Annotated in this window: 17 protein-coding genes; 8 read left to right on the top strand and 9 right to left on the bottom strand. The window is 31.2% G+C overall.

What is annotated here, in order from left to right; translation table 11 throughout:
• The first annotated feature begins 56 nt into the window (after nt 1-56).
• On the top strand, nt 57-1,136 hold the full coding sequence (locus LG651_RS11145) for a WD40/YVTN/BNR-like repeat-containing protein (RefSeq protein ID WP_226696206.1): 1,080 nt from the start codon (nt 57-59) through the stop codon (nt 1,134-1,136).
• Between the two features lie 37 nt (nt 1,137-1,173).
• Here the strand turns inward: LG651_RS11145 and LG651_RS11140 are convergent, their stop codons facing one another.
• From LG651_RS11140 to LG651_RS11110, 7 genes are all read right to left on the bottom strand, one after another.
• Nucleotides 1,174-1,623 carry a sensor of ECF-type sigma factor gene (locus tag LG651_RS11140; RefSeq protein WP_226696205.1) on the bottom strand — a complete coding sequence of 150 codons (450 nt, stop codon included), beginning with the start codon at nt 1,621-1,623 and terminating at the stop codon, nt 1,174-1,176.
• Nucleotides 1,624-1,635: 12 nt separating this feature from the next.
• Nucleotides 1,636-2,136, bottom strand: a complete 501-nt coding sequence (locus LG651_RS11135; RefSeq protein ID WP_226696204.1) for a hypothetical protein — start codon at nt 2,134-2,136, stop codon at nt 1,636-1,638.
• Nucleotides 2,137-2,168: 32 nt separating this feature from the next.
• A complete protein-coding gene (locus LG651_RS11130; protein ID WP_226696203.1) occupies nt 2,169-2,720 on the bottom strand; it encodes an RNA polymerase sigma factor in 552 nt (183 codons plus the stop codon).
• Between the two features lie 280 nt (nt 2,721-3,000).
• The gene (locus LG651_RS11125; RefSeq protein WP_226696202.1) at nt 3,001-4,860 is read right to left on the bottom strand and encodes an ABC transporter ATP-binding protein; all 1,860 of its coding nucleotides are present in this window, start codon (nt 4,858-4,860) and stop codon (nt 3,001-3,003) included.
• Between the two features lie 4 nt (nt 4,861-4,864).
• The gene (locus LG651_RS11120) at nt 4,865-6,595 is read right to left on the bottom strand and encodes a phospho-sugar mutase (RefSeq protein WP_226696201.1); all 1,731 of its coding nucleotides are present in this window, start codon (nt 6,593-6,595) and stop codon (nt 4,865-4,867) included.
• Between the two features lie 90 nt (nt 6,596-6,685).
• On the bottom strand, nt 6,686-7,636 hold the full coding sequence (locus LG651_RS11115; RefSeq protein WP_226696200.1) for a glycosyltransferase family 2 protein: 951 nt from the start codon (nt 7,634-7,636) through the stop codon (nt 6,686-6,688).
• A gap of 44 nt (nt 7,637-7,680) precedes the next feature.
• Nucleotides 7,681-8,211 (bottom strand): DUF4199 domain-containing protein, encoded by a 531-nt coding sequence (locus LG651_RS11110; RefSeq protein WP_226696199.1) that lies wholly within the window; start codon nt 8,209-8,211, stop codon nt 7,681-7,683.
• Nucleotides 8,212-8,367: 156 nt separating this feature from the next.
• Here LG651_RS11110 and LG651_RS11105 point away from each other — a divergent pair, with 156 nt between their 5' ends.
• From LG651_RS11105 to LG651_RS11090, 4 genes are all read left to right on the top strand, one after another.
• Entirely contained in the window at nt 8,368-8,619 is a 252-nt protein-coding gene (locus tag LG651_RS11105; RefSeq protein WP_226543008.1) for a type B 50S ribosomal protein L31, read from the top strand.
• A gap of 144 nt (nt 8,620-8,763) precedes the next feature.
• Nucleotides 8,764-9,939: a GlmU family protein gene (locus LG651_RS11100; protein WP_226696198.1), complete on the top strand. Its 1,176-nt coding sequence runs from the start codon at nt 8,764-8,766 to the stop codon at nt 9,937-9,939.
• 128 nt (nt 9,940-10,067) lie between these two features.
• Nucleotides 10,068-10,793, top strand: a complete 726-nt coding sequence (locus LG651_RS11095) for a lysoplasmalogenase family protein (RefSeq protein ID WP_226696197.1) — start codon at nt 10,068-10,070, stop codon at nt 10,791-10,793.
• A gap of 11 nt (nt 10,794-10,804) precedes the next feature.
• Nucleotides 10,805-11,503, top strand: coding sequence for a lysoplasmalogenase family protein (locus LG651_RS11090; protein ID WP_226696196.1), 699 nt, complete (start codon nt 10,805-10,807; stop codon nt 11,501-11,503).
• A gap of 2 nt (nt 11,504-11,505) precedes the next feature.
• On the opposite strand, the gene LG651_RS11085 is transcribed toward LG651_RS11090, so the two are convergent.
• Nucleotides 11,506-13,131 carry an ABC transporter substrate-binding protein gene (locus LG651_RS11085; RefSeq protein ID WP_226696195.1) on the bottom strand — a complete coding sequence of 542 codons (1,626 nt, stop codon included), beginning with the start codon at nt 13,129-13,131 and terminating at the stop codon, nt 11,506-11,508.
• 85 nt (nt 13,132-13,216) lie between these two features.
• Between LG651_RS11085 and mtaB the strand changes: the two genes are divergently transcribed.
• Nucleotides 13,217-14,539, top strand: coding sequence for a tRNA (N(6)-L-threonylcarbamoyladenosine(37)-C(2))-methylthiotransferase MtaB (gene mtaB / locus LG651_RS11080; RefSeq protein ID WP_226696194.1), 1,323 nt, complete (start codon nt 13,217-13,219; stop codon nt 14,537-14,539).
• An 87-nt stretch (nt 14,540-14,626) separates the two neighbouring features.
• Nucleotides 14,627-15,016: a hypothetical protein gene (locus LG651_RS11075; protein ID WP_226696193.1), complete on the top strand. Its 390-nt coding sequence runs from the start codon at nt 14,627-14,629 to the stop codon at nt 15,014-15,016.
• 59 nt (nt 15,017-15,075) lie between these two features.
• Here the strand turns inward: LG651_RS11075 and LG651_RS11070 are convergent, their stop codons facing one another.
• Nucleotides 15,076-15,372: a GNAT family N-acetyltransferase gene (locus LG651_RS11070; protein ID WP_226696192.1), complete on the bottom strand. Its 297-nt coding sequence runs from the start codon at nt 15,370-15,372 to the stop codon at nt 15,076-15,078.
• 168 nt (nt 15,373-15,540) lie between these two features.
• Here LG651_RS11070 and LG651_RS11065 point away from each other — a divergent pair, with 168 nt between their 5' ends.
• Nucleotides 15,541-16,209, top strand: coding sequence for an alpha/beta hydrolase (locus LG651_RS11065; RefSeq protein ID WP_226696191.1), 669 nt, complete (start codon nt 15,541-15,543; stop codon nt 16,207-16,209).
• The last annotated feature ends 41 nt before the right edge of the window (nt 16,210-16,250 follow it).

Genomic DNA, 16,250 nt, shown 5'->3' with positions numbered 1-16,250 from the left:
TGTGGGGTAAAATCCATAGCTCTTTTTTTATTACTTTTAAATTTTAACCTTTATTCATGAAAAATCGTATTTTAATTACTCTATTAGTTGTTGTTAGTTTTGCTTTTATCCCGGTTAGTAAACGTAGTTTAGACTTTACATCAGTGGAAATAGATATAATACATCAAGATTCATTGTTAAACGTTCGTGCTATTGAAATTATAGACAATATAGGTTTGGCGTATTTAAGCTCTAATGGCGATTTAGGTATTCTTTTTAATAATAAAAATACTTCAGAAAATGTAACAGACATAAACATTCCGCAGAAAATCCAAACAACAATTAAGTACGATACATTGCCTATAAATTTTAGGTCATTAGCTGTTATAAAAGATAAAGCTTTCGGACTAACCATTGGATCGCCTGCATTAATGTTTGATTTAGATGTTGATGATGACGAAAGTGAATTAATTTATCGTGAAGATCATCCAGACGTTTTTTATGATGCAATGGATTTTTGGAACGATTTAGAAGGAATTGCTATTGGAGATTCTACAGATGGTTGTTTAAGTATAATTATTACAAGAGATGGCGGTGAAACTTGGAACAAAATAAGTTGCAATAAACTGCCAGAAGCTTTGCCAAAAGAAGGTGCCTTTGCTGCCAGCGACACTAACATAGCCATTATTGGAAACAAAACTTGGGTAGCAACAACTGCAGGACGAATTTACTTTTCGCCAGATAAAGGAAAATCTTGGGAGATTTATAACACACCAATTATAAAAGACAAAGAAACCGAAGGTATTTACTCAATTGATTTTTACGATGAATTAAACGGTTTTGGTATTGGAGGGGATTACACAAAACCTGATGCAAATATTGCTAACAAAATAAAAACTATTGATGGTGGTAAAACCTGGCAACTTGTTTCAAACAACGAAGGTCCAGGGTACAGAAGTTGTGTGCAATATGTGCCAAATTCTAATGCTAAAAAATTAGTAGCAATTGGTTTTAAAGGAATTGATGTAAGTAACGATGCAGGTAAAACTTGGAAACATTTAAGCGACGAAGGTTTTTATACGTTGCGTTTTGTAAACGATAGTGTAGCTTTTGCTGCGGGCTCAGGAAGAATAAGTAAACTGATATTTAAGGAATAAAAAAAAGAGATGTTTACCATCTCTTTTACTTTGTTTATTACGATTTATTTTTGTTTTTCATTTTTTTCCATTCCTCAAACATTTTTTTCTTAAACTCTTCTTCAGCAACCTGTAGTAAAAGTACTTTTTTTGCAGGAATAATGGCTTTTAATTCTTTATTTAAGTTGTATTCTTCTTGATGTAATTTACGTTCTGCATTAGTAAATTTTTCTAGAAGTTCGCCGGCTCTTTTTTCAGAAAGTGTATTAATGTTTTCTTTTATTTCCTTGCGAATACTTCTTAATTCGTTATGCTTTATCTTTCTGGTAGTTTCGTCGTAAGCGTTGTATATGGGCCAAAATTTTTGAGCTTCAGTTTGAGTTAGCTCCAAACGTTCTGTTATAAAAGATACTTTAAGTGCTTTTATTTTGTCTCGTTTGCTTTCTTGCGAAAACGCTTTAAAAGACAAAAGACATAATAAAAATAAGGGGAGCATTATTTTTTTCATAATTCTTAGGTTTTATTCCTCAATAAAATCATCTAAATCTATATGATCTATTAAGTAAGATTCTATGTTTTCTTCTTCAAAATCGTGATTTATAAAATTGTCGATATTAAAATCTTCATCAGCAAATAAGTTTGCCATGTCATAAGATGTTAAGTCTTCGTTTAAAATGTAATTTTCAACAGTGTCTACATCTAGAGTGTTCCAGCTTATGTTTTGTTTATTAAAAAGTGTTAGGCTGAATAATAAAATAACTGCGGCGGCAATGCTTGAGGCATATACTATATTTTTTTTACTAAATATAGAGATAACTTTAGTTGCTTTTCGCTTTGACACTTTATTTAAAACAGATGTTTCTAGAGTGTCAAAATAGTTGTTAGGCGTGCTAAAGCCAGTTTTGTTTACTTCATTTTTAAGTTTTGTAACGGTAAGCAAAGTATCATCAAGATTTGTAAAATAATCTTGAGGCACTTTAAATCCGCTTTTTTTTATGTTATGTAAACTATTATTGCTCATCTTTAAATAAGACTATAAATTTTAATAAAGGTTTAATTGCTAGTTAAATATGCTTCAATTTTTTTTGCTGCTAAGTGGTATGATGCTTTTAAAGCGCCTTCGCTGGTTTCTAAAATATCAGACATTTCGCTGTATTTTAAATCTTGAAAGTATTTCATATTAAACACCAATTGTTGTTTTTCTGGTAATGTAGCAATGGCTTTTTGTAATTTTAATTGGATGGCATCACCCTCAAAATAAACATCGGATGTTAAGTTGTTTATTGCAAGTTCTTGAACTTCTTCGCTAGTAATTTGTAAACGTTTTGCTTTTTGATTTAAAAAAGTGAGCGACTCGTTTGTGGCAATGCGATACATCCATGAATAAATCTTACTATCTCCTTTAAATTTATCTATATTTTTATAAATTTTAATGAAGGTGTTTTGTAACACGTCGTCCGTATCGTCGTGAGACTTTACGATATTCCTTATGTGCCAATATAGGCGTTCCTTGTAAAGATTTAATAATTCTTTAAAGGCGACCTCCTTATTGGTGCTAGATTGTAATTGTTTAAGTAAATCTACTTCTTCTGTCACAAAATCCATTTGTAATTAGACTTCTAAAAGTACTAAAAGTTTAATTAAAAGTATTTTTTTATCTAGAAAACACAATTGGTTGAAAATCAATATTTTGATTTTAATATAATCGATGAAACGCATATAAAAACGATAAAATGGATGTTTTTCTTGTGTAAACTTGAATTATACTTTATATTTGGTGTAGAAACCTACTTATATGTTAGTCGTCCCCAAGTCTAACAAAAACTGAAAAAGGATAGCTGCCCAAATCTCTATCCTTTTTTTTATGTTTAATTTTTAATAAATTTTATTCGAAGCTTTGCATATCTACAAGTTTTTTGTAGGTGCCATTTTTTGAAATAAGCTCGTCATGTTTGCCTTGTTCTACAATTTCTCCTTTGTTTAAAACTACAATATTGTCGGCATTTTGTATCGTAGAAAGTCGGTGTGCAATAACTATAGACGTTCTGTTTTTCATCATGTTTTCTAGAGCAACTTGTACTAAACGCTCACTTTCGGTATCTAAAGCAGATGTTGCTTCATCTAACACCATAATAGGAGGGCTTTTTAACACGGCTCTAGCAATGCTTAAGCGTTGTTTTTGGCCGCCAGATAGTTTATTTCCAGAATCTCCAATGTTGGTTTCAATGCCTTCAGGTAATTCTTTAACAAATTCCCAAGCATTAGCTATTTTTAGGGCATCGATAACCTCTTCGTCGGTAGCATATTCTTTTCCTAATTGCAAATTGCTTTTAATACTATCGTTAAACAAAATAGCGTCTTGAGTAACAATGCCTAATTGTTTTCTTAATGATGAAATAGTAAGCGTTTTTATGTCTTGCCCATCAATTAAAATACTCCCTTTGTTTACATCGTAAAAGCGTGTGATTAAGTTTGCTAAAGTAGATTTTCCACTACCAGATTGCCCAACAAGAGCTACAGTTTTTCCTTTTGGTATAGTTAAAGAAAAATCTTTTAAAACATACTCTTTATCATATTTAAATGATATGTTTTTAAATTCAATTTTGGAATTAAACCCAGATTTTTCAACAGCATTTGGTATATCTTGAAGCGGATTTTTAGCGGTTAAAATTTCCTGAATACGCTCTGCTGCAGAACCTCCTTTTTTTACATTTACTAAACCTCTAGAAAAGGCTTTTGCAGGTGTTAAAATGTTGTAGGCTAGCCCTATATAAACTAAAAATTTACTTCCTGTTAAAAACGATTCGGAAGCGTCGTTTAAAATTAAATTACCTCCAAACCATAAAATAACTGCAATCATGCAAATGCCTAAAAATTCGCTTGAAGGTGAGGCTAAACTTTGCCTGATTAATAATTTGTTTGAAAAATTATAAAACCGTTGGGTTGAGGCTTTAAATTTTTCATTAAATAATTTTTCAACATTAAAACCTTTTATGATGCGTAAGCCACCTAAAGTTTCTTCTAAAGTTGATAAAAATAAACCTTGTTCGCGCTGTACTCGGTCTGATTTACGTTTTAAACTTTTACCAATTTTAGAAATAACAAAACCAACTATGGGTATAAAAATAAATACAAATACTGTAAGTTTTGTACTTATAATTATCATGGCAATTAGCGAAAACAGAATGGTTAATGGCTCTCGAACAATAAGCTCTAAAACAGGTAGCATTGAGTATTGTAAGTCGTTTACATCGCCCGTTACGCGCGACATTATATCACCTTTTCTTTTTTCGGAAAAATAGGATAATGGTAATTCTAATATTTTATTGTAAACCGTGTTACGAATATCGCGAATAACTCCGTTACGTAAAAATACCATAAAGTAGTTTGCTAAATATCCAGAGATGTTTTTTAATAAAAAAGCAAGAACTAGCAACAGGATTACAAAAATAAGGGCTTTTGATTTGTCTCCGCCAGTAAATACATGCATTCTGTAAGCTAAAAAGCCTTCAAAATAGTCGCCAATTTCCCAAATACCTTTGTAAATAGGCGCTGTTGGGTTGGTAATTATAGTTTTACCTGTACACGGATCGATGTTTTTTTCAAAAATAACATCGAGCATAGGTTTTAAAGCTACAAAAGAAAGTGTCCCAAATAAAGCAAAAAACACATTAGAAATAATGTGTCCTATTGCATATTTTTTATAAGGTTTTGCGTACCTTAATATTTTAAAAAATTCGTTCATTCAATTATATTAGCTTCATATCTTTTAAGATATCTTCTGCTTTTTTATCTAGTTCTGCTTCTGTGTTTTTAAAGTTTTCTACACTGTCTAAACTTTTGTTAACACTTACATAGAATTTTATTTTAGGTTCTGTCCCGCTTGGTCTTAAAGCGATTTGGCTTCCATCTTCGGTGTAATAAATTAGCACGTTAGATTTTGGTACATCAATATCGGTTTCTTCGCCGGTAAGTAAGTGTTTTGCTTTTGATGTTTGATAGTCTTCAAACTTTACAACTTTTGAGCCGTTTATAGTTTCAAAAGGTGTTTCGCGAGCGTCAATCATCATTTGTTTTATTTCTTCGGCGCCTTCAATACCTTTTTTGGTAAGTGAAATTAATTTTTCTTTAAAGCAACCGTGCTCAACATAAAGTTTAAGTAATTCTTCGTAGAAAGAACTTCCTTGAGATTTTGCAATTGCAGCAATTTCGCAAGCTAAAAGGGTAGAGGTTACAGCATCTTTATCGCGAACAAAATCGCCCACCATAAAACCAAAACTTTCTTCGCCACCACCAATAAAATCTAACTCAGGGTAATCGTAAATAAGTTTAGCAATCCATTTAAATCCGGTTAAAACAATTTTAATATCTACACCATAAGCTTTAGCTAAATCTTTTAGCATTGGCGTAGATACTATTGTTGTTGCAATAAATTCTTTACCTTTTATTTTATCTTCAGCTTTCCATTGTTTTAATAGGAAATCGGTCATCATAACCATGGTTTGATTTCCGTTTAAAAGTTGTAATTCACCTTCACTGTTTCTAACAGCAACTCCTAAACGATCGCAATCTGGGTCGGTGCCAATAACAATATCTGCATCAACCTCGTTAGCCAGCTCTAATGCCATTTTTAAGGCCGCTGGTTCTTCTGGGTTTGGCGATTTTACCGTTGGGAAATTTCCGTTAGGTACTTCTTGCTCCTTTACAATATGCACATTTTTAAATCCAGCACGTTTTAAAGTTTCTGGAACTGCGGTGATTGAAGTGCCATGAAGCGAAGTGAAAACAATTTTTAAATTATCTTTAGCATCTTGAGTAGCGCCAACGCATCCGTTTTTTACAGAGGCATCAACAAAAATATCGTCTACTTCTTTACCTATATAATTAATTAAACTATCGTTAGCTTCAAATTTAATATCTGAATATTCTAGATCGTTTATCGTTTTTATTACAGCAGCATCATGTGGGGGAACTAATTGCCCTCCGTCTTGCCAATATACTTTGTAACCGTTGTATTCTGGCGGGTTATGAGAGGCTGTTAAAACTATACCACAATGGCAATTTAAATGTTTTACTGCAAAAGATAATTCTGGTGTTGGGCGTAAATCTTCAAATAAAAATACTTCAATACCATTTGCAGAAAATACATCGGCAACTACTTTGGCTAGTGTTTTACTATTGTTTCTGCAATCGTAAGCAATTACAGTTTTTATTTTTTCGCCTGGAAACGATGTTTTTAAGTAATTACTTAAGCCTTGTGTACTTTTTCCTAATGTATATTTATTAATTCGGTTTGTACCAATACCCATAACACCGCGCATGCCACCAGTACCAAATTCTAAGTCTTTGTAAAAACTTTCTTGAATATCTTTTGGGTTGTTGGCAATACTGTCTTTTATTTCTGCCTGCGTGTTGGCATCAAAAGTTGGAGTTAACCACGAATTAATTCGTTCTAAAATTTTTGGTTCTATGTGTATCATGATCAATTAATAAATTTGTATTCAAAAATAAACAATTTGAAAAGGAATACCTTTTAAAAAGTTATCGTTTTAACGATTAAAGTGGTTGATTTAACTTAAATTTAATTTGTCTTTAATTAAATAACGTTTTTTGTCTGGCTTGTTTCGTAAAATAAGTTCGCCTAAAAAGCCTGCTATAAAAAACTGTGAGCCAATTACCATTGTAGACAGCGAAAGGTAAAATTGTGGGCGTTGGGTAATTAAACGTCCGGTTGGATTTAAAAATAATTTATCTACGCCTAAATAAAAAGCGAAACCAAAACCAATTATAAACATTATAACACCCAAGGCGCCAAATAAATGCATGGGACGTTTACCAAAACGGGACAAAAACCAAATAGTTATTAAATCTAGAAAGCCATGTATAAAACGGTCCATGCCAAACTTGGTTTCGCCATATTTTCTAGCTTGATGTTGTACTATTTTTTCGCCAATTTTAGTAAAACCGGCGTTTTTTGATAGTACAGGAATATAACGATGCATTTCACCATTAACATCAATATTTTTTACAACATTAATACGGTAAGCTTTAAGGCCACAGTTAAAATCGTTTAGTTTAACCCCCGAAGTTTTTCTTGCAGCCCAATTAAATAATTTTGATGGTAAGTTTTTTGAAATTACAGAATCGTAACGTTTCTTTTTCCAGCCCGAAACTAAATCGAAACCATCTTTTACAATCATGTTGTAGAGTTCTGGTATTTCGTTTGGGTTGTCTTGTAAGTCGGCATCCATAGTAATAATAACATTACCCTTGGCTTTTTCAAAACCGGCGTGAAGTGCTTGAGATTTTCCAAAGTTTTTTAAAAACCTGATGCCTTTTACGTTGCTATCTTTTTCGGCAAGTTTTGTAATAGTTTTCCAAGAATGGTCTGTACTGCCATCATCAATAAAAATAATTTCGTAAGAAAAACGATTGGATTGCATAACATTTGCAATCCAATCGTGTAATTCTATTAAAGATTCTTGTTCGTTAAGTAGTGGTATGACTACTGATATATTCATTTAAATATTTTCTGAAAATAAATTAGTTTTCAAAAATACAGATTTTATGCTTCTTTAGGGTTGTTTTTTTTAACAACTACGGCTACAAGTAAGCCCGCAATACTATAGCCCACAAGTTGAAAAGCTAAAGATTGTAAAATTTTGCCAATAGAAAATATGTTTTCTTGAGCTTCTAATTCTTCAACTGCTGCTGCAATAGCTTCTTCTGGTGCTCCGAAATTGCGCATCATTTCAACTTGGCTATCCAACATTTTATCTTTTAATGTTAACGCAGCATCTGGATCGATAAAATTATAAATAAGTATAGTGGTTACTACGCTAATTACAATACCGATTACAATGGTAATAAAATAGGATGTAAAAGCTTGTTTAAAACTTATAAAACCATTTAAAAGGCCTTTTGATTTCATGGCCGAAATAATGCCAAAAACGATAACAACTATCATCATGCTAATACCAAACCACCATTTAGTCATTAACTCGAGATTCATATAGCCCATAATTCCTGCAATAACTAAGACAACGCCTAGATATAATCCCCAATTTGTAGCAAGGGATTTAATAGATTTTTCCATAATATTTTGGTTTTTATAATTAGTTACTAAGTTTGTAGTCAAATATAGAAAAACGTTACACATAAAAATTAAATATTTTTTTAAATAAATTGTTGTACGTTAGATAAAAAAGTGTAAATTTGCACTCCAAAATTGATTAGATAAAAGTATTTAGCGATGAGAAAAGGTATACACCCAGAAAATTATAGAATAGTAGCATTTAAAGATATGTCTAACGACGATGTTTTCTTAACTAAGTCTACAGCCAATACTAATGAAACGATTGAGGTTGATGGTGTTGAGTATCCATTAGTTAAAATGGAAATTTCTAGAACGTCTCATCCTTATTACACTGGTAAATCTAAATTAGTAGATACAGCTGGACGTATTGACAAGTTCAAAAACAAATACGCGAAGTTTAAAAAATAATTTTCGAGTTTTTAAAACTTTTATGAAGCCTTTCAGAAATGAAAGGCTTTTTTATTTTCTGTAATTCGCATACATTTGTTTAAAACAAATTGTAAGAATTAAAAGCGAATTTTTAATTCTTCCATTTTAACTTCAAATTTAGTTATGAACTATATTCTTTTTGATGGACCATCACGAAATAACTTGTTGCCATTTACGTTTACACGCCCTGTTGCCGATATTCGAGTAGGTATTTTAACTATTCGCGAAAAATGGGAAGTTTATTTGGGTACTACCACAACCACCATAACGGAAGATTATTTATCTGATAAATTCCCAATGGTTGAAATGGATGAGAATGTAATGATTAACGCGTCGTTTTTGCCAAATTTAGAGTTAGTTGAAATGATTCGTGATTTAAAAGAAAATCAGGCTATTTTTAAAGGAGAAGAGGTTATTGCGTTTTTTACTAAAGAAGCTCAAGAGGATATAAATTTTAATGATTATGAAGCTTTCGAGTATAATGACGAGCTTTTAAAAATTGAAAATACTTGGGATATCTTCTCAAAAAACGAAGACGCCATTCAAGATGATTTTAATTTTTTAACAAAAAACAGAAAATCGCAGCCTATACCTTCTAGCAATAATGTTATAGATGCTCAAAATATTTTTATTGAAGAAGGTGCGAGTTTAGAATTTACCACATTAAACGCCTCTACAGGGCCAATTTATATTGGTAAAAATGCTGAAATTATGGAGGGTGCTGTAATTCGTGGTCCGTTAGCGTTATGCGACGAAGCAGTAATTAAATTAGGGGCAAAAATATATGGAGCCACAACTATTGGACCAGGAAGTAAAGTAGGAGGGGAAGTTAAAAATGCTGTGCTTTTTGCAAATTCTAATAAAGGTCACGAAGGTTATCTAGGGAATTCAGTTTTAGGTGAGTGGTGTAATTTAGGAGCAGATACCAATAATTCTAATTTAAAAAATAACTATGCCGAAGTAAGGTTGTGGAATTACGAAACTGAAGGTTTTGCTAAAACAGGACTACAGTTTTGTGGCTTAATGATGGGAGATCATAGTAAATGTGGTATAAATACTATGTTTAATACAGGAACAGTTGTAGGTGTAAGTGCAAATATTTTTGGTTCAGGTTTTCCAAGAAATTTCGTGCCAAGTTTTTCATGGGGTGGTAATAGTGGTTTCACTAGTTATTTAACTAAAAAAGCTGCAGATGTTGCTAAACGTGTTATGGAGCGTAAAAATGTTGAGTTTACAAAGGGTGATGAAAACATTTTTGAGCATATATTTGAGGAAACTAAGAAATATCGCAGAAATTAGTAAATCTATTCGTCTACAGAAAATGACATTTAAAAGTCTCTTTTAAATTGGTTTAACGAAAATACCTCTATAGCTTTTAGTTCATTGCGTAGTTTTGGGTTGTAACTATAGTTTTAAGTTATTAATCCATGAATAAAATTTTTAAAAGTAAGCTTCATTTTGGTGTTGTTTATTTTACAATACTCCTAATCGATGTCATTGTAAAAAATATAAGTGAAGTTTTTTTGTTTAGAATAGTAACAAAGTCCTCATTGTTACTTGCATTATTTATATTAGTGCTCAATCATAATTCAGAGCAGAAAAAGCGTAATATGTTTTACTTAAAATCTGCTCTTATGTTTTTTTGGGTTGGAGATATGCTAATGTTGTTTGACGATAACATGGCTGTGTATTTCCTAGCTATTTTCTTTTTTCTTATAGGTAAGTTATTTTATGTTTTAAGGTTAAGTACAAAAAAGGATTTTAGCATGAATAGGTTAGTGCCATATGTGTTTTTTGGTGTTGCTTTTATATTTATGGTGTACTATTTAATATATAATGGATTGTGTAAAAGTTGTTTTTTCTTGATTTTACTTTATTTTTTTGCTGCATTATTGGTGTTTTTGTTTGCTTTAATAAGAAAAAATGCAGTAACACGAATTAGTTATAGATTAGTATTGTTGGGCGTGGTTTTTTCGTTTTTTTCAGATACAATAACAGCATTGTCATCTTTTTCAGAGGTGTCTGTTCCTTTTTCAGAATCTTTAATTATGGTATTTTATGGTTTATTTCAATTTTTTATAGTCGTTGGTATTTTGGAAGATAAAAACGTATGTATTTTTAATAAAAATTGTAAAAGTTGGTCTAAAATTTAAGTCGCTTAGTTATGAGTTTATTTAAAAATAAGTTCCTTTTTTCTGTTTTATATTTCGTCATTTTAGTTGTATATCTTTACGTGAAATTTAATACTGACGAAAATTACTTAAGAGTATTTGTAAAACCTTTTTTTATGTTGTCTTTGTTGATATTTACTTGGGTAAATACAGCAAATAGAAAAAATAAAAAATTTAAATTTTTAAATCTAGCAATAATAGCTTTTTTGTTGGGAGATGTAATAATTGTATTTAAAGATAAACCTATATTATTTTTAATTGCCATGTTGTTTTTTATGATGGGCAAAATCTTTTATATATTTCGTTTTTCTGGAGATAGAGATTTTAAAATCGCTAATTTGTTCCCCATTTTAGCTTTTTGTTTTTTTTACATTTTATTAGTTTTTAATGTGGTTATTAAAAACCTAAATGAGTATGTAGTTCCTGTTTTAATATATTTGTTGTTTAGTTCTATTCAATTTTTATTTTCTTTTTTAAGAAGGGTAGAAGTAGATTTTAAAAGTTTTTTAATGGTGGTAATTGGTGTGGTTTTTTCTGTAACATACGATACCATAGCCCTTCTTGCTAAATTTTATCAAGATTATTTCTTGTACAATAAAATAACCATAGTTTCATTTTATGCCATTTCACAATTCTTGATCGTGTATGGTTTGGTAACAGAAAAAATTAAACCTGCAGAAAATATAGAGTAGCTTTAAAGCTTAGTTTTTTTTACATATTTTAAATCGAGCATATCTACAGGGTTTATGCCAAGGTCTTTAATGTTTTTTCTTGTAAACCGAATTACTTCATCGTAATATAGAGGTACAATAAGTGCAGCATCCATAGCTAGCGAATCCATTTTAGTATATAAATGTTTACGTTTTTCAATATCGTTAATAGAGAATGCTTTGTTGTATAAACTGTCGAACATGGCATTTTTATAATGAAAGTAATTTGAGCCTTTTGGAGCAAAATTTTCACTATAAAAAATAGATAAATAGTTTTCGGCATCTAAGTAATCGGCTATCCATGAACTTCTAAACAAATCTACTTTTCCATTTGATCGTGCTGTTCTTAGCGTAGATTCAGGCATCACATCAACATTTATTTTTAACCCTGCTTTTTCAAGCTCACGTTGAATAAATTCGCAAAAACTAAGGTAATTGCTAGTTGTATTTAGTGTTATTTCTGGATTGCTAATTCCAGTTTCTTTTTTAAATTGATCGATTAATGCTTTGGCTTTTTTAGGCTGATAATTAAAGCCAACCGATGTGCTGTGTCCAGGAAGCCCTAATGGAATAAATCCGCCATTAGCGGGGTTACCAATGCCATTGCGTAAATAAAGAATCATTTTTTTACGGTCAAAACCATAATTAACGGCTTTTCTAATGAGTTCGGATTGTATTTCAGGAATTTTCGAATCTAAATAAAATCCTAAATATTCTGTATTTAAATAGGGGCCACGAATCATATTAACGCTTTCAGAATATTGTGCTCTTAATTTACCATTACTGGTTAATAATTCATCCTTATAAGACACATCTAAGCTGTTTAAAAAATCGATGTTGCCTTGAACAAATTGCAAAAACTCACTTTGCTTATCGGGTAAAAAGGTTATTGATACCGCTTCAAGGTATGGGAGTTGTTCACCATGTTTATCCGTTTCAAAGTAATTAGTGTTTTTTCTAAAAACTAATTTTACATTTTCTTTCCAACGTTTAAATTTAAAAGGCCCGGTACCAATGGGGTTCGCCCTAAAATCTACGCCATAATGCTCTACTATTTCCTTAGGTACAACAGAGCAATATTTCATGCTTAATAAACCAATAAAGGCAGGGAAAGGTTGTTTTAATGTAATTTGAAACGTACTGTCGTTAATAGCTTTAAAATCGTCTACTTTATTTAAAACCCAACTCCCCGGGGCAGCAAGTTTTTTGTCTCGTAAACGGTTTAAGCTAAATTCAAAATCAGAAGCTATCACAGTTCTGGTAGAATCTTTACCAAAAATTGGGTGTTTATGAAAAAAAACATCGTTTCTAAGGTTAAAAGTGTAGGTTGTGGCATCGTCCGAAATGGTCCAGCTTTTAGCAATGCACGGTATAATATTTAAAGCACTATCTGTTTGTACAAGCCCATTAAAAAGTTGGTTGGCCATACGAATATCTTGTAAAGTTCTTGCAAATGCCGGATCTAAAGTATTAATATTGGTATGTTCGTTATAACGAAAAACAAGGTGCTCTTTATTTGTATTAGATTTATTTGAACAAGAAAAAAATAAAATTACCACGCAACTAATTGATAAGTAGAGGTTTAATTGTTTGGTTAAGGGTTTTATCATGTGGGTAATTAATTGTAAATTTGCACTCTTTTAAATGATAAAGGTAAATATAATGAGATTTTCGCCGTTGCGGAAATGAAAGCTAATGAAAAAGAACGTTGCATTTTATACTTTAGGTTGTAAATTAAATTTTTCTGAAACCTCTACCATAGCTAGAACCTTTAAAGATGAGGGCTTTAATCGTGTAGATTTTTCTGAAAAAGCTGATATTTATGTTATTAACACTTGTTCGGTAACCGAAAATGCAGATAAGCGTTTTAAAACCATTGTAAAGCAAGCGCAAAAGGTAAACCCTGATGCATTTGTAGCAGCTGTTGGGTGTTATGCGCAATTAAAGCCACAAGAACTAGCCGATGTGCATGGTGTAGATTTAGTTCTTGGTGCCACAGAAAAATTTAAAATTACCGATTACATAAACGACCTTTCTAAAAACGATTACGGCGAAGTGCATTCTTGCGAAATTGAGGATGCCGATTTTTATGTAGGCAGTTACTCTATAGGAGACAGAACTCGTGCGTTTTTAAAAGTGCAAGATGGTTGCGATTACAAATGTACCTACTGTACCATTCCTTTGGCTAGAGGTATTTCGCGTAGCGATACCATGGATAATGTATTAAAGAATGCCAGAGAAATATCAGAAAAAAATATAAAAGAAATTGTATTAACAGGAGTTAATATAGGCGATTATGGTAAAGGTGAGTTTGGTAATAAAAAACACGAGCATACCTTTCTAGATTTAGTTACAGAACTAGATAAGGTAGAGGGTATTGAACGTTTACGAATTTCTTCAATTGAGCCAAATTTATTGAAAAATGAAACTATAGATTTGGTTTCAAAATCCCGAGCATTTGTGCCACACTTTCATGTACCTTTACAATCAGGTAGTAACACTATTCTTAAAAAAATGAAGCGTCGTTACATGCGAGAATTATATGTAGATCGGGTTAATAAAATAAAAGAAGTTATGCCGCATGCCTGCATAGGTGTTGATGTTATTGTTGGTTTTCCTGGTGAAACCGACGAGAGCTTTTTAGAAACGTATAACTTTTTGGCAGACTTAGATATTTCATACCTTCATGTATTTACATATTCGGAGCGTGATAATACTGAAGCGGCAAATATGGAAGGTGTCGTGCCTAAAAATGTAAGAAGTAAACGTAGTAAAATGTTAAGAGGACTTTCTGTAAAAAAGCGCAGAGCTTTTTACGAAAACCAAATAGGTAGCTCCAGAACGGTACTTTTTGAGAGTGAAAACAAAGAAGGGTACATTCATGGTTTTACAGAAAACTATGTAAAAGTAAAAACACCGTGGAACCCAGAACTTGTTAATACGCTACACAAAGTAGAATTAACTAAAATTGATGATGATGGTTTAGTTCGATTTAATTTTGAAGAAGTGCTACTTTAAGCCGATATTATAACATTTTATCGAAATTTTTACTTTAGCAAAAAGCATAACTTTAGATTTAAAATTAATTTAAACAACGCTTATTTAATGAAGCATTTTAAAAAATTAACAATTCTACTTTTAATTTTTAGTTTGCACGTATCTTGCTCTGATGATTTAGATGATAATATTAATGAAATGTTGGGCGTTTGGGAGTATATTACAGAAGTTGATGATGTAGTTTATACAAGCCAAATTGTGTTAGGAACAAATAATGAAGCAGCTAAAATTCAGCTGATAGAAAATTCCCAAGGCGAGATAACTTCTAGTTTGGTTGGTAGAACTTGGAGAAAAGAAAATAATACAATTGTTTTAGAAGGAACAAACTCCGAAGAGATTTTTAATTTAATAGATTCGCAAGAGTTGGTGTCTGCAGAAAATACTGATATTATTTATGTTAAAGTGTCAAATAACTATACAGATTACCTAACAGAATAAAAAAAACTGAAAGTTTTATTTACTTTCAGTTTTATAATAATTTAATTCTTTTTAAAAATTTAAATTCTAACACCAACAGGAAGCATACGCTTATATTTACGATTACTTCTTACAAATTTGGCAATTTCAGGACTTGTAGGAACCACACTTAAATTTCGTTCTCTAATTTGTTCAAAAACAATTTCTAAAAATTCTTTTTTAAATATTTCGTCGTTATTATTACTCGGAATTACAAGTTTAGTTAAAAATATTTTTCTTTCCTGTAATGAATACTCAATCGTAGCTAATTCATTATCAACTTTTAACTCAAATTGGCGTAAAAAGTCATTATCAATTAGTTCAGCAGCCTCAACCATGTTATAAAAATTTTAAATTAAGCGGAAAAGTAAAAATAGTGAAGACTATTTTATAAGTTTGCGATGCAAATATACTAAAAAATAACTCGTTTTTTGTTAAATATTTAGTTAAACTGTTCGTTTATAAAGTTTTAACTATTACGCTTGGTAAAAAAACTGATTTGTAAAATGGATAATACGCCAATAATTCATGTTTATTTTATGCCTGGTATGGCAGCAAGTTCAAAAATATTTGACAATATAAAACTGCCTAAAAACCAGTTCCAAATTCATTTGCTCGAGTGGCTTATTCCATTTGAAGATGAGTCACTTACAAGTTATGTGTCTCGGTTGTCAGCATATATTAAACACGAAAATGTAGTGCTTATAGGCGTATCGTTTGGTGGTGTAATTGTGCAAGAATTGAGTAAGGTAATAACGTGTAAAAAACTTATTATTGTTTCTAGTGTTAAGTCTAAATACGAACTTCCAAAACGTATGAAATTCGCTCGGAGAACCAAAATTTACAAGCTAGCACCAACCCATTTAGCAAACAACATAGAAAAACTATCTAAGTATGCTTTTGGTAAAAAGGTAAATAAACGCATCGAGCTTTATAAAAAATACCTATCGGTTAACGACGAACGCTATTTAAATTGGGCTATCGAAAATATGATATGCTGGAATCAAGAAAAACCACAGAATAATGTAGTACATATTCATGGCGACGCCGATACCGTTTTTCCTATAAAAAATATTCAAAATTGCAGGACAATAAAAGGTGGAACTCACGTTATGATTTTAAATAAATATCGCTGGTTTAACAAAAATTTACCAGATATTATTTTGCAGGACTAATATCGCATCTCGATATTTTTCATTAATTTTATCAAAACTTA

The organism is Neotamlana sargassicola (assembly GCF_020523965.1).
In the GTDB taxonomy this organism is placed as follows: domain Bacteria; phylum Bacteroidota; class Bacteroidia; order Flavobacteriales; family Flavobacteriaceae; genus Neotamlana; species Neotamlana sargassicola.
The sequence above is the reverse complement of the archived record's forward strand: the minus strand, read 5'-3'. Positions and strand labels throughout refer to the sequence as shown.

What these genes read in the sequence shown, in the direction of transcription:
- LG651_RS11145 (WP_226696206.1), top strand. Translation starts at nt 57, where the DNA reads ATGAAAAATCGTATTTTAATTACTCTATTAGTTGTTGTTAGTTTTGCT.
- LG651_RS11140 (WP_226696205.1), bottom strand. Translation starts at nt 1,623, where the DNA reads ATGAAAAAAATAATGCTCCCCTTATTTTTATTATGTCTTTTGTCTTTT.
- LG651_RS11135 (WP_226696204.1), bottom strand. Translation starts at nt 2,136, where the DNA reads ATGAGCAATAATAGTTTACATAACATAAAAAAAAGCGGATTTAAAGTG.
- LG651_RS11130 (WP_226696203.1), bottom strand. Translation starts at nt 2,720, where the DNA reads ATGGATTTTGTGACAGAAGAAGTAGATTTACTTAAACAATTACAATCT.
- LG651_RS11125 (WP_226696202.1), bottom strand. Translation starts at nt 4,860, where the DNA reads ATGAACGAATTTTTTAAAATATTAAGGTACGCAAAACCTTATAAAAAA.
- LG651_RS11120 (WP_226696201.1), bottom strand. Translation starts at nt 6,595, where the DNA reads ATGATACACATAGAACCAAAAATTTTAGAACGAATTAATTCGTGGTTA.
- LG651_RS11115 (WP_226696200.1), bottom strand. Translation starts at nt 7,636, where the DNA reads ATGAATATATCAGTAGTCATACCACTACTTAACGAACAAGAATCTTTA.
- LG651_RS11110 (WP_226696199.1), bottom strand. Translation starts at nt 8,211, where the DNA reads ATGGAAAAATCTATTAAATCCCTTGCTACAAATTGGGGATTATATCTA.
- LG651_RS11105 (WP_226543008.1), top strand. Translation starts at nt 8,368, where the DNA reads ATGAGAAAAGGTATACACCCAGAAAATTATAGAATAGTAGCATTTAAA.
- LG651_RS11100 (WP_226696198.1), top strand. Translation starts at nt 8,764, where the DNA reads ATGAACTATATTCTTTTTGATGGACCATCACGAAATAACTTGTTGCCA.
- LG651_RS11095 (WP_226696197.1), top strand. Translation starts at nt 10,068, where the DNA reads ATGAATAAAATTTTTAAAAGTAAGCTTCATTTTGGTGTTGTTTATTTT.
- LG651_RS11090 (WP_226696196.1), top strand. Translation starts at nt 10,805, where the DNA reads ATGAGTTTATTTAAAAATAAGTTCCTTTTTTCTGTTTTATATTTCGTC.
- LG651_RS11085 (WP_226696195.1), bottom strand. Translation starts at nt 13,131, where the DNA reads ATGATAAAACCCTTAACCAAACAATTAAACCTCTACTTATCAATTAGT.
- mtaB (WP_226696194.1), top strand. Translation starts at nt 13,217, where the DNA reads ATGAAAAAGAACGTTGCATTTTATACTTTAGGTTGTAAATTAAATTTT.
- LG651_RS11075 (WP_226696193.1), top strand. Translation starts at nt 14,627, where the DNA reads ATGAAGCATTTTAAAAAATTAACAATTCTACTTTTAATTTTTAGTTTG.
- LG651_RS11070 (WP_226696192.1), bottom strand. Translation starts at nt 15,372, where the DNA reads ATGGTTGAGGCTGCTGAACTAATTGATAATGACTTTTTACGCCAATTT.
- LG651_RS11065 (WP_226696191.1), top strand. Translation starts at nt 15,541, where the DNA reads ATGGATAATACGCCAATAATTCATGTTTATTTTATGCCTGGTATGGCA.